Origin of the sequence: Ancylobacter polymorphus, assembly GCF_030813495.1 — a bacterium.
Taxonomy (GTDB): Bacteria; Pseudomonadota; Alphaproteobacteria; order Rhizobiales; family Xanthobacteraceae; genus Ancylobacter; species Ancylobacter polymorphus.
Window position 1 is genome coordinate 296,477 of the sequence record NZ_JAUSUI010000001.1, and the last position, 18,737, is coordinate 315,213.

An 18,737-nucleotide genomic window follows, 5' to 3' on the forward strand; every position below is an offset into this window, starting at 1 on the left:
GGCGGAAGGTGGACGATGGCGGGCCGGTGCGCAATCGCTTCTCCGGCGTTCTATCAGCCATGCCGACAAGCCACCTGACAGCGGGCGCCGCCCGCGCTAGAACCGGCGCCTCTTGCGCGCGGCCGCGCTGGCGTCACCGCGAAACCGAGACCTGGACATGACCGGAACCACGCGCTCCAGCGCGGGCCTTGATGCCCGCCGCCGCCGCATCCTCTACCGCTCCTGGCATCGCGGCACCCGCGAGATGGACCTGCTGATGGGCCGTTTCGCCGATGCCTGCATCGGCGAACTGAGCGAGGAGGAGGTGGAAGATTTCGAGAGACTGATCGAGGTCGAGGATCCCGATCTGTTCGGCTGGCTCGGCAGCGGCGTGCCGTCGCCGGATTTCGACACCCCCGTCTTTCACCGCTTCCGCCAGTTCCATTTGTCGGGCGAGGGCCTGCCGCCGATATGAAGACCGCTTTCGCCACCCTGACCTCGAAGCTCGCCTCCGGCCGCACGCTGACCCTCGCCAATGTGCCGGGCGGGATGGAGGGCCTCGTCGTCGCCGATCTCGCCCGCGCGCTGGCGGCGCAGGACACCGCGCCCTGGCCGACGCTGATGGTGATCTGCCGCGACAGCGAGCGCATGGCGGAGCTGGAGCGGGCGCTCGGCTTCTTCGCGCCGGGGGTGGAGGTGCTGCCCTTCCCGGCCTGGGACTGCCTGCCCTATGACCGCGCCTCGCCCAACAGCGCCATCATCGCCCGCCGCATGACCACGCTGGCGCGGCTCGCGCGGGTGAAGGGCCGCGAGGCCGGCACCATCCTGCTCACCACGGTCAACGCCGCGCTGCAGCGCGTGCCGAGCCGCGCGCTGATCGCCACCCAGTCCTTCTCCGCCGCGCCGGGCAACGCGCTCTCGCTCGACGAGGTGGTGGGCTGGGCGGAGATCAACGGCTTCCAGCGCACCTCCACCGTGCGCGACACCGGCGAATATGCGGTGCGCGGCGGCATTGTCGACCTGTTCCCGCCCGGCCTGCCGGCGCCGGTGCGGCTCGACTTCTTCGGCGACACGCTGGAATCGATCCGTTCCTTCGACCCCGAAACCCAGCGCACCGCCATGCAGATGCGGGCGCTCGATCTGGTGCCGATGAGCGAGGTGCAGCTCACCAGCGAGACGATGAAGCGCTTCCGCATGGCCTATGTTGCCGCCTTCGGCGCGGCGCAGCGCGGCGACATGCTCTATGAGGCGGTGAGCGAGGGCCGGCGCTATCCCGGCATGGAACACTGGCTGCCGCTGTTCCATGAGGGGCTGGACACGCTGTTCGACTACGCCCCCGACGCGCCTATCGTCATGGAGGCGCAGGACGACGAGGCCGCCGCCTCGCGGCTCGACCAGATCGCCGATTATTACGACGCCCGCCGCCACGGCATGGAGCATGGCGGCGGCGCGCCCTACAAGCCGCTGCCGCCGGACGCGCTCTATCTCACCGCCGAGGAGTGGAAGGCCCGGCGCGAGGCGGCGAAGAACGTCGCTCTGTCCGCCTATGCGCTCCCCGAATCCAAGGACGTGATCGACCTCGACGGCCGCCCCGCGCGCTCTTTCGCGCCGGAACGGGCGGACCCCGAGGCTTCGCTGTTCGAGGTGGCGGCCGCCTATCTGCGCGACCTTGCCAAACATAAGCGCACCATCCTCGCCGCCTGGTCGGACGGCTCGCGCGACCGGCTCGCCACCGTGCTCGCCGATCACGGCCTCAAGGGCACGCAGACGGTCGGCTCGCGCGATGCGGCGGAAGCGCTGCCCAAGGGCACCATTGCGCTCGCCGTGCTCGGCATCGAAAGCGGTTTCGAGACGGACAGCCTCGCCGTCATCGGCGAGCAGGACATTCTCGGCGACCGGCTGGTGCGCCCCAAGCGCAAGGCGCGCCGGCCGCAGGACGTGATCGCGGAGCTCGGCGCGCTCACCGCCGGCGATCTCGTCGTGCATGTCGACCACGGCATCGGCCGCTTCATCGGGCTGAAGACCATCGAGGCGATGGGCGCGCCGCACGACTGTCTCGAAATCCACTATGCGGAAGGCTCCAAGCTGTTCCTGCCGGTGGAAAACCTCGAACTTCTGTCGCGCTACGGCTCGGAGGACACCGAGGCGCAGCTCGACCGGCTGGGCGGCGGCGGCTGGCAGGCGCGCAAGGCGCGGATGAAGAGCCGCATCCGCGAGATGGCGGCCGAGCTGATCAAGGTGGCGGCGCAGCGCCAGACCCAGGAAGCGCCGCGCCTCGTGCCGGCGGCGGGGCTCTATGACGAGTTCCGCGCCCGCTTCCCCTATGAGGAGACCGAGGACCAGGAGGCCGCCATCGAGGCGGTGTTCGACGATCTCGGCTCCGGCCATCCGATGGACCGGCTGGTGTGCGGCGATGTCGGCTTCGGCAAGACGGAAGTTGCCCTGCGCGCCGCCTTCGCCGTGGCGCTGAACGGCAAGCAGGTGGCGGTGGTGGTGCCGACCACGCTGCTCGCCCGCCAGCATTTCAAGACCTTCTCCGAGCGCTTCAAGGGGCTGCCCGTCGTGGTGCGGCAGGCCTCGCGGCTGGTGACCGGCAAGGAGCTTTCCGACACCAAGAAGGGGCTCGCCGACGGCACGGTGGACATCGTGGTCGGCACGCATGCGCTGCTGGGCAAGACGATCTCCTTCCGCGATCTCGGCCTTGTCATCGTCGATGAGGAGCAGCATTTCGGCGTCGGCCACAAGGAGCGGCTGAAGCAGATGCGCGCCGAGGTGCATGTGCTGACCCTCACCGCCACGCCTATACCGCGCACGCTGCAACTGGCCATGACCGGGGTGCGCGAACTCTCCATCATCGCCTCGCCGCCGGTGGACCGGCTGGCGGTGCGCAGCTTCGTCACCCCGTTCGATCCCTTGATCGTGCGCGAGGCGCTGCTGCGCGAGCGCTATCGCGGCGGGCAGAGCTTCTATGTCTGCCCGCGCATCGAGGACCTCGCCGAGGTGAAGGACTTCCTCGACAAGAGCGTGCCGGAGGTGAAGGTCGCGGTGGCGCATGGCCAGATGGCGGCGACGCAGCTCGAAGAGATCATGTCCGCCTTCTATGACGGGCAGTTCGACGTGCTGCTCTCCACCACCATCGTCGAATCCGGCCTCGACATCCCCACCGCCAACACGCTGATCATTCACCGCGCCGACATGTTCGGCCTCGCCCAGCTCTACCAGCTGCGCGGGCGCGTCGGCCGCTCCAAGACGCGGGCCTATGCCATCTTCACCCTGCCCGCGGAAAAGCAGGTGACGGCGCAGGCGGATCGCCGGCTGAAAGTGCTACAGTCGCTCGACACGCTGGGGGCGGGCTTCCAGCTCGCCAGCCACGACCTCGACATTCGCGGCGCCGGCAATCTGCTCGGCGACGAGCAGTCCGGCCATATCAAGGAGGTCGGCTACGAGCTGTATCAGGAGATGCTGGAGGAGGCGATCGCCAACCTCAAGGCCGGCATCACCGCGCCGGCGGCGGACAAGTGGTCGCCCACAATCTCCATCGGCACGCCGGTGCTGATCCCCGAGGACTATGTGACCGACCTGCATGTCCGCCTCAGCCTCTATCGCCGGCTCGCCGACATGGAGACCGACGCCGAGATCGAATCCATGGGCGCGGAAATGGTCGACCGCTTCGGCACGCTCCCCGAAGAGGTGGAACAGCTGCTCAAGCTAGTGGCGATCAAGGCGCTGTGCCGCCGCGCCAATGTGGAGAAGGTGGATGCCGGCCCGCGCGGCATGGTGCTGACCTTCCGTGACGGACGCTTCCCCAACCCAGCCGGCTTCATCACCTATGTCGGCAAGCCGCATGTGGTGGCGAAGATGCGCCCGGACGGCAAGGTGGTGTTCTCGGAGGACTGGCCGAGCGCCAATGCGCGGCTGAAGGGCAGCGCCGGTATATTGAAGGAACTGGCGAAGATCGCGGAGCAGGGGGCGAAGGCGGCGTGACGGCCAGGTTGCGGCGGACCGTCATCCCGGAAGGGCCGGAGGCCCTATCCGGGATCGCAGCGGCATTCTGGACGACGATCCCGGCTCTACGCCTGCGGCTGCGGCCGGGATGACAAGCCGCGCCGGACGATGACGCGGAAATGCCTTTCAGTCCGGCGACTTATTCCAGCGGGCTCTCATAGGCGCCGTCGGTGTCGGGCATCACATCGGCATCGACATCCGAGCCCGGACCGCTGAAATTCTCATAATTGCCGCCGGCCTGGTCCATATAGTCCTGGCTCTTGCCGGAGCCCGGCTTGTCCGGCAGCGGGCCGTAATCGAGATAATTCGGGTCGTTGATCGGCGGAATGGTGATCTCCAGCCCGCCCTTCGCCGGCTGGTTCGGATGCACCTCGATCGGCTGCTGTGCTCCGGCGGACAGGGTGCCCGCCACGAGCAGGGCGGCGGAGAGGACGGCGTAACGCATGGACATGGCTCCAGCACTTCATTCCTTCGCGGTCGAACCGGCCCAAGCCGGCTCGCCGCGCGCATTCCGCCCCTAAGGAACAGGTGACGGCCCGGCTGTCCAGCGCTTCATGCGCCGGGCGACGCGGAATTGACCCTGGGAAAGCGGGCGGCGGCCGGGTTCCCCACTTGCTGGCCGCCATCCATGGCCGCTAGCCCTTGGCCTGCCACCAGCTTTCCGCCAGTGTGCCCTGCAAGGCCAGCGTCTGCGGCCGTTCCACCTTGCGCCAGCGCGCCACCCACTGGCCCGGCGTGTAGAACAGCGGCACGGAGAACTGCGCGGAAATCAGCACCCGGTCGAGCGCGCGCACGGCGGAGACGAAATCCTCCTTGCCCTGCGCCGCCAGCAGCGCCTCGATCATCGCGTCCGCCGCCTTACTCCTCAGCCCCATGAAGTTGCGTGTGCCGGGCGTGTCGGCGGCGGCGGAGCCGAAATAGAACGCCTGCTCATTGCCGGGGGAGAGCGACTGGTCCCAGATATAGGGCACCATGTCGTAGTCGTAAGTCTGCTTGCGGGCCTCGAACTGCACATTGTCGACGAGGCGGATGTCGAGCCGCACCCCGGCGCGGCGCAGCATGTTCTGATAGGCGAGCGCCAGCCGCTCCTGATCCTTGGAGCCGACCAGCAACTCCGGGGCGAAGGGCTGGCCGGTGGCACGGTTGCTGAGGGTGCCACCCTTCAGCTCCCAGCCGGCGGCGGCGAACAGATCGAGCGCCTCGCGCAGCCTTGTGCGGTCGCGGCCGGTGCCGTCCGAGCGCGGCGCCTGCCAGGTACCGTCCATGACCGCGGGGAGCACCGCGTCGGCATAGGGGGCGAGCAGCGCCCGCTCACGCGCATCGGCCGGGCGGCCGAGCGAGGAGAGCTCGGAATCGTCATAGAAGCTGCCATTGCGGCGGTAGAGGCCGAAATAGAGGTTCTGATTCGCCCATTCGAAGTCGAACAGCGCCACCATGGCCTGACGCACCCGCAGATCCGAAAACAGCGGGCGGCGCATGTTGAAGATCAGCGCCGAATAGGGCTTGGGCGTGCCGGTGGCGATTTCCTCGGTGACGATCCGCCCGTCGCGCGCGGCGGGGAAATCATAGCCGGTCTTCCAGCGGCCGGGATCGGTCTCGAAGCGAATGTCGTAGAGGCCGCGCTTGAAGGCTTCAAACTGCGCATTCACATCGCGGTAGAAGTCATAGCGCAGGCTGTCGAAATTGAAATTGCCGCGATTGACCGGCAGCTCCGCGCCCCAATAGGCGGGGGCGCGGGTGAGCACCACGCTCTCGCCCGGCTTCACCTCGCTGGCGACATAGGGGCCGCTGCCGAGCGGGGCCTTGAAGCTGGTCTGCTCGAAGGTCTCGGAATCGGTGGCGTGGCGGGCGAGCACCGGCATCAGCGCCAGAATCAGCGGCAATTCGCGGTCGACCACGGCGAAGGTGAAGCGGATGGCGAGCGGACCGGTGATTTCCGCCTTCGCCACCTTGCCGTAATAGGTGCGGTGGTTCGGCCGCCCCTTCGCGCGCAGCAGCTCGTAGGAGAACAGCACGTCGTCGGCCGTCACCGGCCTGCCGTCGGAGAAGCGGGCGCGCGGGTCGATCTCGAAGGCGACATAGGAGCGGGCGGCGTCGGTTTCCACGCTGCGGGCGAGCAGGCCGTAGCAGGTGAAGGCCTCGTCCGGGCTGCGCGCCATCAGGCTTTCGACGATGTTCCAGCGCACGAAGGGCGGGGCCGTGCCACGCACGATGAACGGGTTCAGGCTGTCGAACGCGCCGACCGCGCCCTGCACCAGCCGCCCGCCCTTCGGCGCGTCGGGATTGACGCTGCGGTAATGAGCGAAGCCGGGCGGGTAGAGCGGGTCGCCATGCATGGCGAGGCCGTGCCGGGGGCCCGAGGGCGCGGCGCTCTCCTGCGCGCGGGCCGGCAGCGCATAGGGGTAGCCCAAGGCCGCGCCGCCGGCGATTAAGACGTTGCGCGCAAAGGCCCGCCGGGTGATACCGCTCACGCATCGGCTCCTGTTCGAGATTCGGGGCATATTCGCCCCCCACATCTAGCATGAACGGGACACCGATATGTCCCGGGGTCACTCTGTCGCCTCAATTGCGCTTGAGACAGCCCCACGATCGCGTTATGGCGGCGAGGCGTCCGCTGTTGTCTCTACCCGGTTCGCTCGACAGGAACTCGACATGATCCACCGCTCCACTCTCGCGCGCAGCCTGGCTGGCGCCGCCCTGGCGCTGGCTTTTGCCAGCGGCGCCGCGCTCGCCCAGACGGCGCCGGCCAAGCCGGCCGCCAAGCAGCCGGCCGCTCCCGCCGCCCAGCCCGCCGCGCCGGCCAATGGCCAGCAGGCTGGCGCGCAGCAGATCCCGGCGATTCCGATTCCGTGGATGAAGCGCTGCCGGCAGGAGCCGTCGATCAACAAGGAGGTCTGCGAAATGGAGCAGACCATCATCACCGACACCGGGCAGTTCCTCGTCCGCTTCGGCGTGTTCGAGGTGCAGGACGACCCGAAGAAGGCGTTCACCGTCGCCTTCCCGACCGGCCTGCTGCTGCGCAACGGCTTCCGCGTCGCCCTCGCCAACGAGCAGCCGATCCTCGGCACCTTCGTGATGTGCGACGAGCGCTTCTGCCGCGGCGACATCCAGGTCGACCAGGGTTTCATCGACCGCATGAAGAAGGCCCCGGGCCTGACGCTGCAGGTCGCCAATGCGGTCGGCCGGCTGATCTCCTACCCGATCGGCCTCGGCGATTTCGCCAAGGTCTATGACGGCCCGCAGACCGACCCGAAGGTGTTCGAGGCGCAGATCACCAAGATCCAGGAGCAGGTGAAGGCGCGCCAGGATCAGCTCAAGGCCGAGGCCGACCAGCGCGAACAGCAGACCAAGGCCGGCCTGGAAAAGCTCGGCGCCGAAAAGCTGAAGACCGCGCCGGCCCAGTAAGGCCCGCGTTCATTCCGATACAGAAACGCCCGGCGATGAGCCGGGCGTTTTCGTTTGGGGCAGGGGCGCAAGAGGCGACAACTATTGCAGCCTGTCGCTGCGCACGCGCCAGCCGCCATCGCCATCGGCCGCCAGCATCTCCGGCAGCTGCGGGTGGCGCAGCGGCTCGCCCGTGGTGTCGAGTTCCAGATTCTGCTCCGAGACATAGGCGACGTATTCCGTCTCCGCGTTCTCCGCCAGCAGGTGATAGAAGGGCTGGTCCTTGGTCGGGCGGATATGTTCGGGGATCGATTCCCACCACTCGTCGGTGTTGGAGAATTCGGGGTCCACGTCGAACACCACGCCCCGGAACGGGTAGTGCCTGTGCCGCACGACCTCGCCGATCCGGTATTTGGCGTTGCGCTCTTTCATCCTGGACCCGTCCGCCATACTGAAATGTCCGCCACAAGGGTGGCGCCCCCGTAGCGGGCGAGGCCGGCGCCTGTCAACGCCGCTCATGCAACCGCCATGCCTGACCCCGCCCGCCGCGGGCACGCCACGTCGCCATTGACCGGGGCGCGGCGAGCCGGTAGCGAGCGCTTATGGACGAGGTCCTCGCGCTCGCGCTTCCCTTCTTCGGCGTCATCTTCCTGGGGCTGGGATGCGGCCGGCTGGCGCGCATCCCGGAAAGCGGCCTCGCCTGGCTGAGCTTCTTCATCATCTATGTCGCCCTGCCGGCCCTGTTCTATTCGCTGGTGGCGCGCACGCCGTTTCACGAACTGACCAATGGCCGCTTCATCCTCGCCACCACGGCAACGACGGCGGTGTGCTTCACCCTGTCGCTGCTGGTGGGGCTCTGGCTGCGGCGCGGCAATTTGCCGGAAGCCTCCATCGCCGCCATCGTCGGCTCCTACTCCAATGTCGGCTATATGGGGCCGGGGCTGACGCTGGGCGCACTCGGCGCTGCCGCCTCGGTGCCGACGGCGCTGATCTTCGTCTTCGACAGCCTGTTCTTCTTCACCATCGTGCCGGTGCTGATGGCGGTCGGCGGCCGCGACCGGCGCGGGCTCGGCCACACGCTGCTCCTCGTGGTGCGCCGCGTGGTCACCCACCCCTTCAATGTCGCGACCTTCCTCGGCGTGCTCTCGGCCTATGCCGAATTCCATCCGCCCGCCGCGATGGAAAAGACCATGGAGTTCCTGCGCAACGCCGCCGCGCCCTGCGCGCTGTTCACGCTCGGCGTCTCGGTGGCGCTGCGTCCGATGGGCAAGATGCAGAGCGAGGTGCCGTGGCTGCTGGCCATCAAGCTCGTCATCCACCCGGCGCTGGTCTGGCTGGTGCTGAGCCTCGTCGGCGGGTTCGATCCGGTGTGGATCGCCACCGCCGTGCTGATGGCGAGCCTGCCGCCGGCGCTGAACGCCTTCATCATGGCCAAGCAGTACGACACCTATGTCGCCGGCGCGTCGGGGGGCGTGCTGGTCGGCACCGTGGTCTCGGTGGCGACCGTCACCGCCATGCTCTACGCCCTGCAGCACGACATGCTGCCGCACGGCCTGCTGCAATAGCCTAGAGGGCGATCTACCGATCGGCTTGCGCTGCAAGCGGATCGGCGCGTGCGCTAGATCATTTCACCGTTTAACGGAAACAGCGAAATGATCTAATTCTTTGTTTTGTCGCGTTGTCTTCACGCGAACCGATATCCACTTCGCTCGAAAACGCTCTAAAGCGGCGCCCCCGCCAGCAGGCGCGGCACGTCGCTGGTCGGCCCCACCCCTTCGCGCATCACCAGCCGCCGCAGCCCCGGCGAGCGGCCGAGCATATAGAGGCCGAGCCCCCTCAGGCCGGCGACGGGGAGAAGATCGGTGAGCAGCGAGCGGTTGAACAGGTCGATGGCGAATCCGCGCGCGGCGACATCGCGGCGGCGGCGGCGCTCATAGGCCTCCGTCACCTCGGCCCCGCCGATGTCGCGCCCGGCGCGCACCGCGTCGCTGGCGATCTCGGCGAGGGTGGCGGCGTCGCGCACGCCGAGATTGAGCCCCTGCGCGCCAATGGGGGGAATGATGTGGGCGGCTTCGCCAATCAACGCGATGCGGCCGCGGGCGAAATGCGTCGCGGTGCGCTGGCTGAGCGGAAAACCGCCGCGCGGCGAATCAAGCCGCATCGTCCCGAGCAGCGAATGCGCCTTGCGTTCCATCTCGCGGGCGAAGTCCGCGTCGTCGAGCGCGGCCAGCGCTTCCGCCTCCGCCGCCGAGACGACGCAGACGACGCTGGAACGATTCCCGGGCAGGGGCACGAGGGTGAACGGGCCGGTGCGGGTGTGAAATTCGGTGGAAATGTCGCGATGCGGACGGCTATGGGCCAGGGTGGCGGTGACGGCGACCTGGGGATAGGCCCGTGTCGTCACCTCGATGCCGGCCGCCCGCCGGCAGGGGGAGTTGCGCCCATCCGCCGCCGCCACGAGCGCGGCGTCGACCTGTTCGCCGCTGTCGAGTTCCAGCGTCGCATGGGTGGCGCTTTCCCTGACGCCGGTGACGCCGGCCACAAGCCGCGTGATGCCGGAGGTCGCCGCCACGGTAGCGTCGAGCGCGGCGAGCAGCGCCTCGTTCTCGACATTCCAGGCGAAACCGTCGAGCCCCAGTTCGCCGGCGCGGAACTCGACTTCGGGGGCGCGGATCAGCCGGCCGGTATCGTCCACCAGCCGCATCACCCGCAGCGGCGAGGCGTTGGGGCGCAGGCGCGGCCACACGCCGAGCGATTCCAGCGCCTTCACCGAGCCGTCCATCAGCGCCGTGGCGCGGGGATCGACCGCGCGGGGCGGGGCGATGAGCGTGACGGGCATGCCGCCCGCCGCCAGCGCCAGCGCGGCGATGAGGCCGCTGGCGCCGCCGCCGACCACCGCCGCCCGCTGTCCTGTGTGCAGTTCGGATGACATGTGAACCTCCATGTGCATCACCGGGACTATAAGCCGGACCTGTAGTGTGGGATAAGCAGCCCGGCGTGGTCTGGCAATGCGGATCGCGGCGGGCGCATGTTATATGTCAGATGTTGAAGAGGCAGGCGGCGACCCCACGGGTCGCACGGTCGGGGGAGGAGAGCCGGTGGCGATGACAACCAAGTCGCTCAGTGCGGGGCCGGCCGGACGACGCACGCTTGCTTTCGCCGTCCACATCTTCACCGCCTCCGGGGCGGTGTGTGGCCTTATGGCGCTGATGGCGGCGGTGGAAGGCCATTGGGCGATCATGTTCGCCTGGCTCGGCATCGCGCTGTTCGTCGACGGCATTGACGGCACCATGGCGCGGCGGGCGAAGGTGGGCGAGGTGCTGCCGCGCTGGTCCGGCGACACGCTCGACCTCGTGGTCGACTACCTCACCTATTGCCTCGTGCCGGCCTTCGCGGTGGCGAGCGGAGGGCTGATGCCGTTCTGGCTGGCGGTGGCGGCGAGCGCCACCATCCTGCTCACCAGCGCGCTCTATTTCGCCGACACCTCGATGAAGACCGACGACCTGTATTTCCAGGGCTTTCCGGCGGTGTGGAACGTCGTGGTGTTCTATTTCTTCCTGGTGCCGCTGAACCCGTTCGTGATCGCCGGCATCATCGCGCTGCTGGCGGTGCTGACCTTCCTGCCGATCAAGTTCGTGCATCCCTTCCGCGTCGTGCGGCTGCGGCTCGTCACCCTCGCGCTGCTGGCGCTGTGGGCGGTGCTGGCGGTGATCGCGGTGCTTGAGGACATGCGGCCGGATGTGTGGGTGACGGTGGGGCTGTGCGCCTGCGCGGTCTATTTCGCGCTGTTCGGGGTGATTCCGGTGCGCAAGCGCGCCGCCGGCCCGCACGCCTGAGCGCCGGCGGCCTTCCCCCTTTCCCTTCGCGTCAGGAGAGCACGATGGTCGTGGCGATTCGCATCCATGAAACCGGTGGACCCGAGGTCCTGCGGCTGGAAGAAGTAACGCTCGGCACGCCGGGGCCGGGCGAGGTGCGCCTGCGCCACACCGCCATCGGGCTCAATTTCATCGACACCTATTTCCGCAGCGGGCTCTACCCGGCGCCGGGCGGCCTGCCCTTCACGCCGGGTAACGAGGCGGCCGGCATCGTGCTGCAGGTCGGCGAGGGGGTGAGCGGGTTCAAGCCGGGCGACCGCGTCGCCTATGGCTCGGCGCTCGGCGCCTATTGCAGCGAGCGCATCATGTCCGCCGCGCCGCTGGTGAAGCTGCCCGAGTCGATCGCCGACGAGACCGCCGCGGCGATGATGCTCAAGGGCATGACGGCGCGCTATCTGCTGCGGCAGACGCATAAGGTGAAGGCCGGCGACACGCTGCTCGTGCATGCGGCGGCGGGCGGCGTCGGGCAGATCCTGTGCCAGTGGGCGACGCATCTCGGCGCCACCGTCATCGCCACGGTGGGCTCGGCGGCGAAGGCGGAGATCGCCCGCGAATGCGGCGCCGCCTATGTCATCAATTACAGCGAGGAGGATTTCGTCGCGCGGGTGAAGGACATCACCGAAGGCGCGCTGTGCGATGTCGTCTATGACGGGGTGGGGCAGGCGACCTACCCGGCCTCGCTCGACTGCATCAAGCCGCGCGGCCTGTTCGCCAGCTTCGGCAACGCCTCCGGCGCGATCAGCAATTTCAGCCTGCTGGCCCTGTCGCAGAAAGGCTCGCTCTACGCGACGCGGCCGACGCTGTTCACCCACATCTCCACCCGGGAGGACCTGCTCGCCAATGCCGCCGACCTGTTCGAGGTGGTGTCGTCCGGCGTGGTGAAGATCCCGGTGAACCAGCGCTACCCGCTGGCCGAGGCCGCCGATGCGCATCGCGACCTTGAGGCGCGGCGCACCACCGGGTCGACCGTGCTGCTGCCGTGACGGTATCCCAATCCGTCAGACTGACGCAAAACGCGCCAGTTTTTGAAATTTTCGGACCAGACTTTAGGCTTGCCCCGCGTGTCCGCCATGCCATGCTGCCGGCTCGTAACCCCTACAGCGTGCTGCGCATGACACTTTCACGCCGCCCCGTTGCCCCGACTTCACGCCCGCGCGGTGCCCGGCACCGCGGCTGCAGCCGCTAGAGCGGGGGTGGGGATGGGGGAGGCGCCGCACCAGCCGGAATCGCTGCTCGAAGCGGTGGAGCTCACCAAGCGCTTCGGCGCGCTGGTGGCCAATGACCGCGTGAGCCTCGCCATCCGCGCCGGCGAGACGCATGCACTTCTCGGCGAGAACGGCGCCGGCAAATCCACGCTGGTGAAGATGATGTGCGGCCTGCTGCAGGCCGATTCGGGCGAGCTGCTCTATGAGGGCACGCCGATCGTCTTCCCCGACCCGGCAAGCTCCCGCGCCAAGGGCGTCGGCGTCGTGTTCCAGCATTTCGCGCTGTTCGACGCGATGACCGTGGTGGAGAACGTTGCGCTCGGGCTGCCCGGCCACCAGCCGCTTTCCGTGCTCGCCGCCCGCATCGACGACTGCGTGCGCCGCTACGGCCTTGCCGTCGAGCCCTATCGCCGCGTCGGCGAACTCTCCGTCGGCGAGCGCCAGCGGGTGGAGATCGTCCGCTGCCTGCTCGGCGACCCGCGCGTGCTGATCCTCGACGAGCCGACCTCGGTGCTCACACCGGACGAATCGGAGAACCTGTTCCGCACCGTCGATGTGCTCACCGGCGAGGGCCGGGCGGTACTGTTCATCAGCCACAAGCTGGACGAGGTGCGCCGGCTCTGCCACCGCGCCACCGTGCTGCGCGGCGGCAAGTTCATCGCCGAGGTCGATCCCAAGCGCGAATCCTCCGCCAGCCTCGCCCGGCTGATGGTGGGGGCGGAAGTGCCGCGCACGCCGCGCGTGACGACGCACGCGCTGGGCGAACCGCGCCTTCTCGTGCGCCACCTCAACCTTCCCGGCGACGGGTCGCGCGGCTCGGCGCTGCACGACATCAATATCGAGGTGCGCGCCGGCGAGATCGTCGGCATCGCCGGTGTGGCGGGCAATGGCCAGACGGCGCTGTTCAACGTGCTCTCGGGCGAAACCCTGGTCGAGGACCAGGAGAGCATCGTCATCGACAAGGTCGCCGCCGGCGGGCTCGGCCCCACGGAGCGCCGGGCGCTCGGCGCCGGCTTCGTGCCGGAGGAGCGGCTGGGCCATGCCGCCGCCCCCGATATGCGCCTGTCCGACAATGTGCTGCTGACGACCCATGGCGACGGCGAGATCGTCACGGCGGATGTCATTCGCCGCACCACCCTGTTCGGCCGCTTCCAGAAGATCGTGAAGGGCTTCGACGTGCGCTTCGGCGGCAAGGACCCGAAGGCGCGGCGGCTTTCCGGTGGCAATCTGCAGAAATTCGTCATCGGCCGCGAAGTGCTGCGCAACCCGGTCCTCATCGTCGTCGACCAGCCGACCTGGGGTGTGGATGCCGCTGCCGCCGGCTTCATCCGCACCACGCTGCGCGAGCGCGCGGCGCAGGGCTGCGCCGTGCTGGTGGTGAGCCAGGACCTCGACGAGCTGCTGGAATTCACCGACCGCATCGCCGTGATGAGCGAGGGGCGCCTCACCGCGCCCGTGCCGGTGGAAGAAACCTCGCGCGAGGCGATCGGCCTCGCCATGGGCGGCGCCCATGGCGCGCATGACAGCGACGCGGAGGGGGAGGGCCACCATGCCGCTTAGGCTCGAACGGCAGGAGAACATCTCTCCCCTGCGCCACGCGCTGGCGCCGCTGGTGGCGCTCCTCGTCACGCTGGTGGTCGGGGCTTTCATGTTCGTCGTGCTCGGCCACGATCCGGTGCGCGCCTTCGCCATCTATTTCATCGACCCGCTGGGCGATCCCTACACGCTGCAGGAACTGGTGGTGAAAGCCGCCCCGCTGCTGCTGATCGGCGTCGGCCTCGCCTTCTGCTACCGCGCCAATCGCTGGAACATCGGCGCTGAGGGCCAGTATGTCGCCGGCGCCGTGCTCGGCTCCTGGCTGGCGCTGGCGACCCATGGCACCGAGGCGGGGGGCTGGGTGCTGCCGGCCATGCTGGTGCTCGGCGCCATTGGCGGGGCGCTGTGGGGGCTGATCCCCGCCTTTCTGCGCGTGCGCTTCGGCTCCAGCGAAATCCTCACCAGCCTGATGCTGGTCTATGTCGCGCAGCTCGGGCTCGATTATCTCGTGCGCGGCCCCTGGCGCGACCCGCAGGGCTTCAACTTCCCGCAAAGCGTGACCTTCGACGACGTGGCGCTGATGCCGCTGCTGATGGGCGAGGGGCGGCTGCATGCCGGCATCGTCATCGCGCTGCTGGCGGTGATCGTGGCCACCTTCGTGCTCGGGCGCACTCTGGTGGGCTTTTCCATCGAACTCGCCGGCTCGGCGCCGCGCGCCGCCGCCTTCGCCGGCTTCGACGAGAAGCGCGTGACCTATGGCGTGTTCGCGGTTTCCGGCGCGCTGGCGGGACTGGCCGGCATCATCGAGGTGGCCGGACCCATCGGCCAGCTGCAGCCGACCATCTCGCCCGGCTACGGCTTCACCGCCATCATCGCCGCCATGCTCGGCCGGCTGCACCCGGTGGGCATTCTCATCGCCAGTCTCGTGCTCGCCTTGACCTATATTGGCGGCGAGGCGGCGCAGATCAGCATGCGCCTGCCCTTCGACGTGACCCGGGTTTTTCAGGGCACGCTGCTGATCGCCATTCTCGCGGCCGATGTGCTGGTGCGCTACCGCATCCGCCGGGTGGAGGGAGCGACCCATGCTTGACGCGGCGATCCTCGGCGCGGTGTTCGCCAGCATCGTGGCGGCGGCGACGACGCTGCTCATCGCCTCGCTCGGCGAACTGGTGGCGGAACGCGCCGGCACGCTCAATCTCGGCGTCGAGGGCATGATGATCGTCGGTGCCGCGGTCGGCTACGCCACCGCCTATGGATCGGGCAGCCTGCTGCTCGGCACGCTGGCGGCGGTGCTGGCGGGGGTGCTGCTCTCTCTTGTCTTCGCTGGCCTCGCCATCTGGCTGGCCACCAACCAGGTCGCCTCCGGCCTTGCCACCACCATTCTCGGCCTCGGCGTCGCCGGGCTGATCGGCTCCAATTTCGTCGGTACACGGCTCGACGGCGCGCCCGAACTGGTGATCCCCGGCCTGACCGACCTGCCGATCATCGGCGAGGCGGTGTTCGGGCAGAATGCCTATGTCTACGCCTCGCTGGTTCTGCTCGCCGCCGTCACCTACACGCTGGCGCGCACCCGCATCGGCCTCGTGCTGCGGGCGGTAGGCGAGAACCACGCGGCGGCACATGCGCTCGGCCATCCCGTGCGCGGCATCCGCACGCTGGCGGTGATGTTCGGCGGCGCCTGCGCCGGGCTGGCCGGGGCGCATCTGTCCCTCGCCTATACGCCATTCTGGGCCAGCGACATGACCGCCGGGCGCGGCTGGATCGCGCTGGCGCTGGTGGTATTCTCCGCCTGGCGGCCGCTCTGGCTGCTCGGCGGCGCCTATCTCTTCGGCGCGGTCTCGATCTTGCAGCTGCATGCGCAGGGGTTCGGGCTGGGCATTCCCTCGCAGCTGCTGTCGTCGCTGCCTTACCTCGCGACGATCGCGGCGCTGGTGGTGATCTCGGCGCTGAAGCACGGGCAGGGGGCGCCGGCCTCGCTGGGCGTGCCCTTCGTGCCGGACCGCTGACGACGACCACAGACCCGGCCGCGCCACGCGGCCTCCCGGCGCGCGAGGCGGTCGCGCGTGCCGGTGATCCCTCCGGCCGCGACTGACGGAGCGGAGACGTTCATGCGCAAGATTCTCTCCATGGCGGTGGCCATCGCCTCGGGCCTCGCCCTCGCCGGGGCGGCGGCACCGGCCAAGGCGGCGGAGAAGCTGAAGGCGGCCTGGGTCTATGTCGGACCGGTCGGTGATTTCGGCTGGTCCTACCAGCACGACCAGGGCCGGCTCGCGGTCGAGAAGAAGTTCGGCGACAAGGTGGAGACCACCTTCGTCGAAAACGTCTCCGAAGGCCCCGACGCCGAGCGCGTGATCGAGCAGCTGGCCCGCGCCGGCAACAAGATCATCTTCACCACCTCCTTCGGCTTCATGGAGCCGACGCTGAAGGTCGCCAAGCGCCATCCCAACGTCTATTTCGAGCACGCCACCGGCTTCAAGCGGGCCAAGAACGTCTCGACCTACAACGCCAAGTTCCATGAGGGCCGCTATGTCCTCGGCCAGATCGCGGCCAAGATGTCGAAGACCGGCACGGTCGGCTACATCGCCTCCTTCCCGATCCCGGAAGTGATCTCCGGCATCAATTCGCTGATGCTCGGCGCGCAGTCGGTCAATCCCGACATGAAGATCAAGATCGTCTGGGTGAATTCCTGGTTCGACCCGGCCAAGGAAGCCGACGCCGCCAAGGCGCTGATCGACCAGGGCGCGGACGTCATTTCCCAGCACACCGACAGCCCGGCCGCCATGCAGGCCGCGGAGTCGCGCGGCGCCAAGGCGTTCGGCCAGGCCTCGGACATGATCAAGTTCGGCCCGAACGCCCAGCTCACCGCCATCGTCGACGACTGGGCGCCCTATTATATCGAGCGCGTGCAGGCCGCCCTCGACGGCACCTGGACCTCCACCGACACCTGGGGCGGCATGAAGGATGGCGAGGTGGTGATGGCCCCCTACACCAACATGCCCGACGACGTGAAAAAGATGGCCGAGGCCACCCAGGCCGCCATCACCTCCGGCGCGCTGCACCCCTTCAAGGGCCCGATCCTCAACCAGAAGGGCGAGGTCGTCGTGAAGGAGGGCGAAGTGCTGGCCGACAAGGACATCCTGTCGATGAACTGGTACGTGAAGGGCATCGACGACACCGTGCCGGGCAAGTAACCCCGCCCTTCTTAGGGCGGACCTGTTGGCGGCGCGGCCCCGGTCGTGCCGCCGCAATTGCCAAAGCCGGCCGTCTATGCGATGGCGCGGGCGGGAGACGCGTTCCCGTCTGGCTGGAGGCGCTGTGGCAATCCGATGACGATGACCGTGGACAGCACCTGTTCCGGTGTCGCGGCGATGGCCGCGCGGCCCGCATGCGGCGGCGCCTTATCTTCTCCCCCGCTTTTTCCCGATCTTCGCGCCGCCGCGCCCGGACGCTATGCTGTGGCGCCGGCGCTCCTTCAGCGCGCGGAATCAAAGGCCCCCGGCGGTGGCGGCCCAGGCGGAGCGGTGATGTGAGCATGTCTGGCGACGATGACGGGCTCGCCCGCGAGGTCGACTTCCTCAAGGCGCTGGTGCGCGTTCCCAGCGACAACCCGCCCGGCGACTGCGCCCCGCATGCGGAAGTGGCGGCGCGGCTGCTGGAAGAACTCGGCTTCACCGTCGAACGCCACGCGGTGCCGGAGCCGTTCGTCCGCGCGCATGGCATGAAATCCGTGGTCAACCTCATCGTCCGCGAGCGCTTCGGCAGCGGCAGCGGCCCGGTGATCGCGCTCAACGCCCATGGCGATGTGGTGCCGCCGGGCGAGGGCTGGACCTACGACCCCTATAGCGCCGTCGAGAAGGGCGGGGCGATCTATGGGCGCGGGGCGGCGGTGTCGAAATCCGACTTCGCGACCTATGCCTTCGCGCTGCTGGCGCTGAAACAGCGGCCGGAGGGGCTGGACGGCACGGTCGAGCTGCATTTCACCTATGACGAGGAGGCCGGCGGCTTTGTCGGGCCGCAATGGCTGCTGGGGCAGGGGATCAGCGCGCCCGACCTCGCCATCTCCGCCGGCTTCTCCTATGCCGTTGTCGTCGCGCATAATGGCTGCCTGCATATGGAGATCGTCGTGCGCGGCCGGCAGGCGCATGCGGCGATGCCGGAAACCGGCGCCGACGCGCTGGAAGCCGCGACCGCCATTCTCGGTGCGATCTATGCCGAGCGCCGGCGGCTCAGCAGCCGCATCAGCGCCACGCCGGGCATCGGCTCGCCAAAAATCACGGTCGGCCTCATTTCCGGCGGCATCAACACCAATGTGGTGCCCGACCGCATCGTGCTGCGCGTCGACCGCCGGCTGACGCCGGAAGAGAATGGCGAGAGCGTCGAGGCGGAGCTGCATGCGCTGGTGGAGGGCGCGGTGGCGGGGCAGGCGGGGATCGAGATCGAATGCCGCCGCCTCATCCTCGCCGAGCCGCTGCGCACCCTGCCGGGCACGGAGCGATTGGTGGAGACGATCCAGCGCCACGCGGCGCAGGTGCTGGGCGAAACCCCGCCCGCCACCGCCGTGCCGCTCTACACCGATGCCCGCCACTACACGGCGGCGGGCGTGCCGACCGTGCTCTACGGTGCCGGGCCGCGCTCCATTCTGGAGGCCAACGCCCATGCCGCCGACGAGCATGTGCGCATCCGCGACCTGAAGGCAGCGACGCAGGTGATCGAAGCCGCGCTGCGCGACCTTTTGAAACCCTGAGGCGGAGAC

15 protein-coding genes are annotated in these 18,737 nt (G+C 68.7%); 11 read left to right on the forward strand and 4 right to left on the reverse strand.

The window, feature by feature from the left end:
• Positions 1–157 precede the first annotated feature (157 nt).
• Together J2S75_RS01625 and mfd are read left to right on the forward strand one after the other, a co-directional pair.
• Positions 158–454, forward strand: a complete 297-nt coding sequence (locus J2S75_RS01625; protein WP_307017562.1) for an FAD assembly factor SdhE — start codon at positions 158–160, stop codon at positions 452–454.
• Complete coding sequence (gene mfd / locus J2S75_RS01630) at positions 451–3,963, forward strand: transcription-repair coupling factor (protein WP_307017564.1); 3,513 nt, start codon at positions 451–453, stop codon at positions 3,961–3,963. Before J2S75_RS01625 ends, mfd begins: the two co-directional genes overlap by 4 nt.
• Positions 3,964–4,123: 160 nt before the next feature.
• Here the strand turns inward: mfd and J2S75_RS01635 are convergent, their stop codons facing one another.
• Together J2S75_RS01635 and J2S75_RS01640 are read right to left on the reverse strand one after the other, a co-directional pair.
• Complete coding sequence (locus J2S75_RS01635) at positions 4,124–4,429, reverse strand: hypothetical protein (RefSeq protein WP_307017565.1); 306 nt, start codon at positions 4,427–4,429, stop codon at positions 4,124–4,126.
• Positions 4,430–4,619: 190 nt separating this feature from the next.
• Complete coding sequence (locus J2S75_RS01640) at positions 4,620–6,320, reverse strand: extracellular solute-binding protein (RefSeq protein ID WP_307018477.1); 1,701 nt, start codon at positions 6,318–6,320, stop codon at positions 4,620–4,622.
• Between the two features lie 316 nt (positions 6,321–6,636).
• Between J2S75_RS01640 and J2S75_RS01645 the strand changes: the two genes are divergently transcribed.
• Entirely contained in the window at positions 6,637–7,389 is a 753-nt protein-coding gene (locus J2S75_RS01645; protein WP_307017567.1) for an invasion associated locus B family protein, read from the forward strand.
• An 81-nt stretch (positions 7,390–7,470) separates the two neighbouring features.
• Here the strand turns inward: J2S75_RS01645 and hspQ are convergent, their stop codons facing one another.
• Positions 7,471–7,800: a heat shock protein HspQ gene (gene hspQ / locus J2S75_RS01650; RefSeq protein ID WP_307017569.1), complete on the reverse strand. Its 330-nt coding sequence runs from the start codon at positions 7,798–7,800 to the stop codon at positions 7,471–7,473.
• A gap of 170 nt (positions 7,801–7,970) precedes the next feature.
• Between hspQ and J2S75_RS01655 the strand changes: the two genes are divergently transcribed.
• Positions 7,971–8,933, forward strand: a complete 963-nt coding sequence (locus J2S75_RS01655) for an AEC family transporter (protein ID WP_307017571.1) — start codon at positions 7,971–7,973, stop codon at positions 8,931–8,933.
• Between the two features lie 155 nt (positions 8,934–9,088).
• On the opposite strand, the gene J2S75_RS01660 is transcribed toward J2S75_RS01655, so the two are convergent.
• Positions 9,089–10,300 (reverse strand): UbiH/UbiF family hydroxylase, encoded by a 1,212-nt coding sequence (locus tag J2S75_RS01660; protein WP_307017573.1) that lies wholly within the window; start codon positions 10,298–10,300, stop codon positions 9,089–9,091.
• Between the two features lie 172 nt (positions 10,301–10,472).
• Here J2S75_RS01660 and J2S75_RS01665 point away from each other — a divergent pair, with 172 nt between their 5' ends.
• The 7 genes from J2S75_RS01665 (at position 10,473) to J2S75_RS01695 (ending at position 18,728) form a co-directional block, all read left to right on the forward strand.
• The gene (locus tag J2S75_RS01665; RefSeq protein WP_307017574.1) at positions 10,473–11,204 is read left to right on the forward strand and encodes a CDP-alcohol phosphatidyltransferase family protein; all 732 of its coding nucleotides are present in this window, start codon (positions 10,473–10,475) and stop codon (positions 11,202–11,204) included.
• A gap of 44 nt (positions 11,205–11,248) precedes the next feature.
• Positions 11,249–12,226: a quinone oxidoreductase family protein gene (locus tag J2S75_RS01670; protein WP_307017576.1), complete on the forward strand. Its 978-nt coding sequence runs from the start codon at positions 11,249–11,251 to the stop codon at positions 12,224–12,226.
• A gap of 216 nt (positions 12,227–12,442) precedes the next feature.
• Positions 12,443–14,008, forward strand: coding sequence for an ABC transporter ATP-binding protein (locus J2S75_RS01675; RefSeq protein WP_307017578.1), 1,566 nt, complete (start codon positions 12,443–12,445; stop codon positions 14,006–14,008).
• The gene (locus J2S75_RS01680; protein WP_307017580.1) at positions 13,998–15,074 is read left to right on the forward strand and encodes an ABC transporter permease; all 1,077 of its coding nucleotides are present in this window, start codon (positions 13,998–14,000) and stop codon (positions 15,072–15,074) included. The genes J2S75_RS01675 and J2S75_RS01680 overlap by 11 nt, the downstream gene beginning before the upstream one ends.
• Positions 15,067–15,990 (forward strand): ABC transporter permease, encoded by a 924-nt coding sequence (locus J2S75_RS01685; RefSeq protein ID WP_307017582.1) that lies wholly within the window; start codon positions 15,067–15,069, stop codon positions 15,988–15,990. Before J2S75_RS01680 ends, J2S75_RS01685 begins: the two co-directional genes overlap by 8 nt.
• A 102-nt stretch (positions 15,991–16,092) precedes the next feature.
• Positions 16,093–17,175 carry a BMP family ABC transporter substrate-binding protein gene (locus tag J2S75_RS01690; protein WP_307017584.1) on the forward strand — a complete coding sequence of 361 codons (1,083 nt, stop codon included), beginning with the start codon at positions 16,093–16,095 and terminating at the stop codon, positions 17,173–17,175.
• Between the two features lie 335 nt (positions 17,176–17,510).
• Entirely contained in the window at positions 17,511–18,728 is a 1,218-nt protein-coding gene (locus J2S75_RS01695; RefSeq protein WP_370874068.1) for an ArgE/DapE family deacylase, read from the forward strand.
• Positions 18,729–18,737: the final 9 nt, after the last annotated feature.

Excerpts from the sequence above, each read along its gene's own strand:
- J2S75_RS01635 (WP_307017565.1), bottom strand. The coding sequence starts at position 4,429 with ATGCGTTACGCCGTCCTCTCCGCCGCCCTGCTCGTGGCGGGCACCCTG.
- J2S75_RS01645 (WP_307017567.1), top strand. The coding sequence starts at position 6,637 with ATGATCCACCGCTCCACTCTCGCGCGCAGCCTGGCTGGCGCCGCCCTG.
- J2S75_RS01690 (WP_307017584.1), top strand. The coding sequence starts at position 16,093 with ATGCGCAAGATTCTCTCCATGGCGGTGGCCATCGCCTCGGGCCTCGCC.
- J2S75_RS01660 (WP_307017573.1), bottom strand. The coding sequence starts at position 10,300 with ATGTCATCCGAACTGCACACAGGACAGCGGGCGGCGGTGGTCGGCGGC.
- J2S75_RS01680 (WP_307017580.1), top strand. The coding sequence starts at position 13,998 with ATGCCGCTTAGGCTCGAACGGCAGGAGAACATCTCTCCCCTGCGCCAC.
- hspQ (WP_307017569.1), bottom strand. The coding sequence starts at position 7,800 with ATGAAAGAGCGCAACGCCAAATACCGGATCGGCGAGGTCGTGCGGCAC.
- J2S75_RS01665 (WP_307017574.1), top strand. The coding sequence starts at position 10,473 with ATGACAACCAAGTCGCTCAGTGCGGGGCCGGCCGGACGACGCACGCTT.
- J2S75_RS01685 (WP_307017582.1), top strand. The coding sequence starts at position 15,067 with ATGCTTGACGCGGCGATCCTCGGCGCGGTGTTCGCCAGCATCGTGGCG.
- J2S75_RS01670 (WP_307017576.1), top strand. The coding sequence starts at position 11,249 with ATGGTCGTGGCGATTCGCATCCATGAAACCGGTGGACCCGAGGTCCTG.
- J2S75_RS01675 (WP_307017578.1), top strand. The coding sequence starts at position 12,443 with ATGGGGGAGGCGCCGCACCAGCCGGAATCGCTGCTCGAAGCGGTGGAG.
- mfd (WP_307017564.1), top strand. The coding sequence starts at position 451 with ATGAAGACCGCTTTCGCCACCCTGACCTCGAAGCTCGCCTCCGGCCGC.
- J2S75_RS01655 (WP_307017571.1), top strand. The coding sequence starts at position 7,971 with ATGGACGAGGTCCTCGCGCTCGCGCTTCCCTTCTTCGGCGTCATCTTC.
- J2S75_RS01640 (WP_307018477.1), bottom strand. The coding sequence starts at position 6,320 with ATGCATGGCGACCCGCTCTACCCGCCCGGCTTCGCTCATTACCGCAGC.
- J2S75_RS01625 (WP_307017562.1), top strand. The coding sequence starts at position 158 with ATGACCGGAACCACGCGCTCCAGCGCGGGCCTTGATGCCCGCCGCCGC.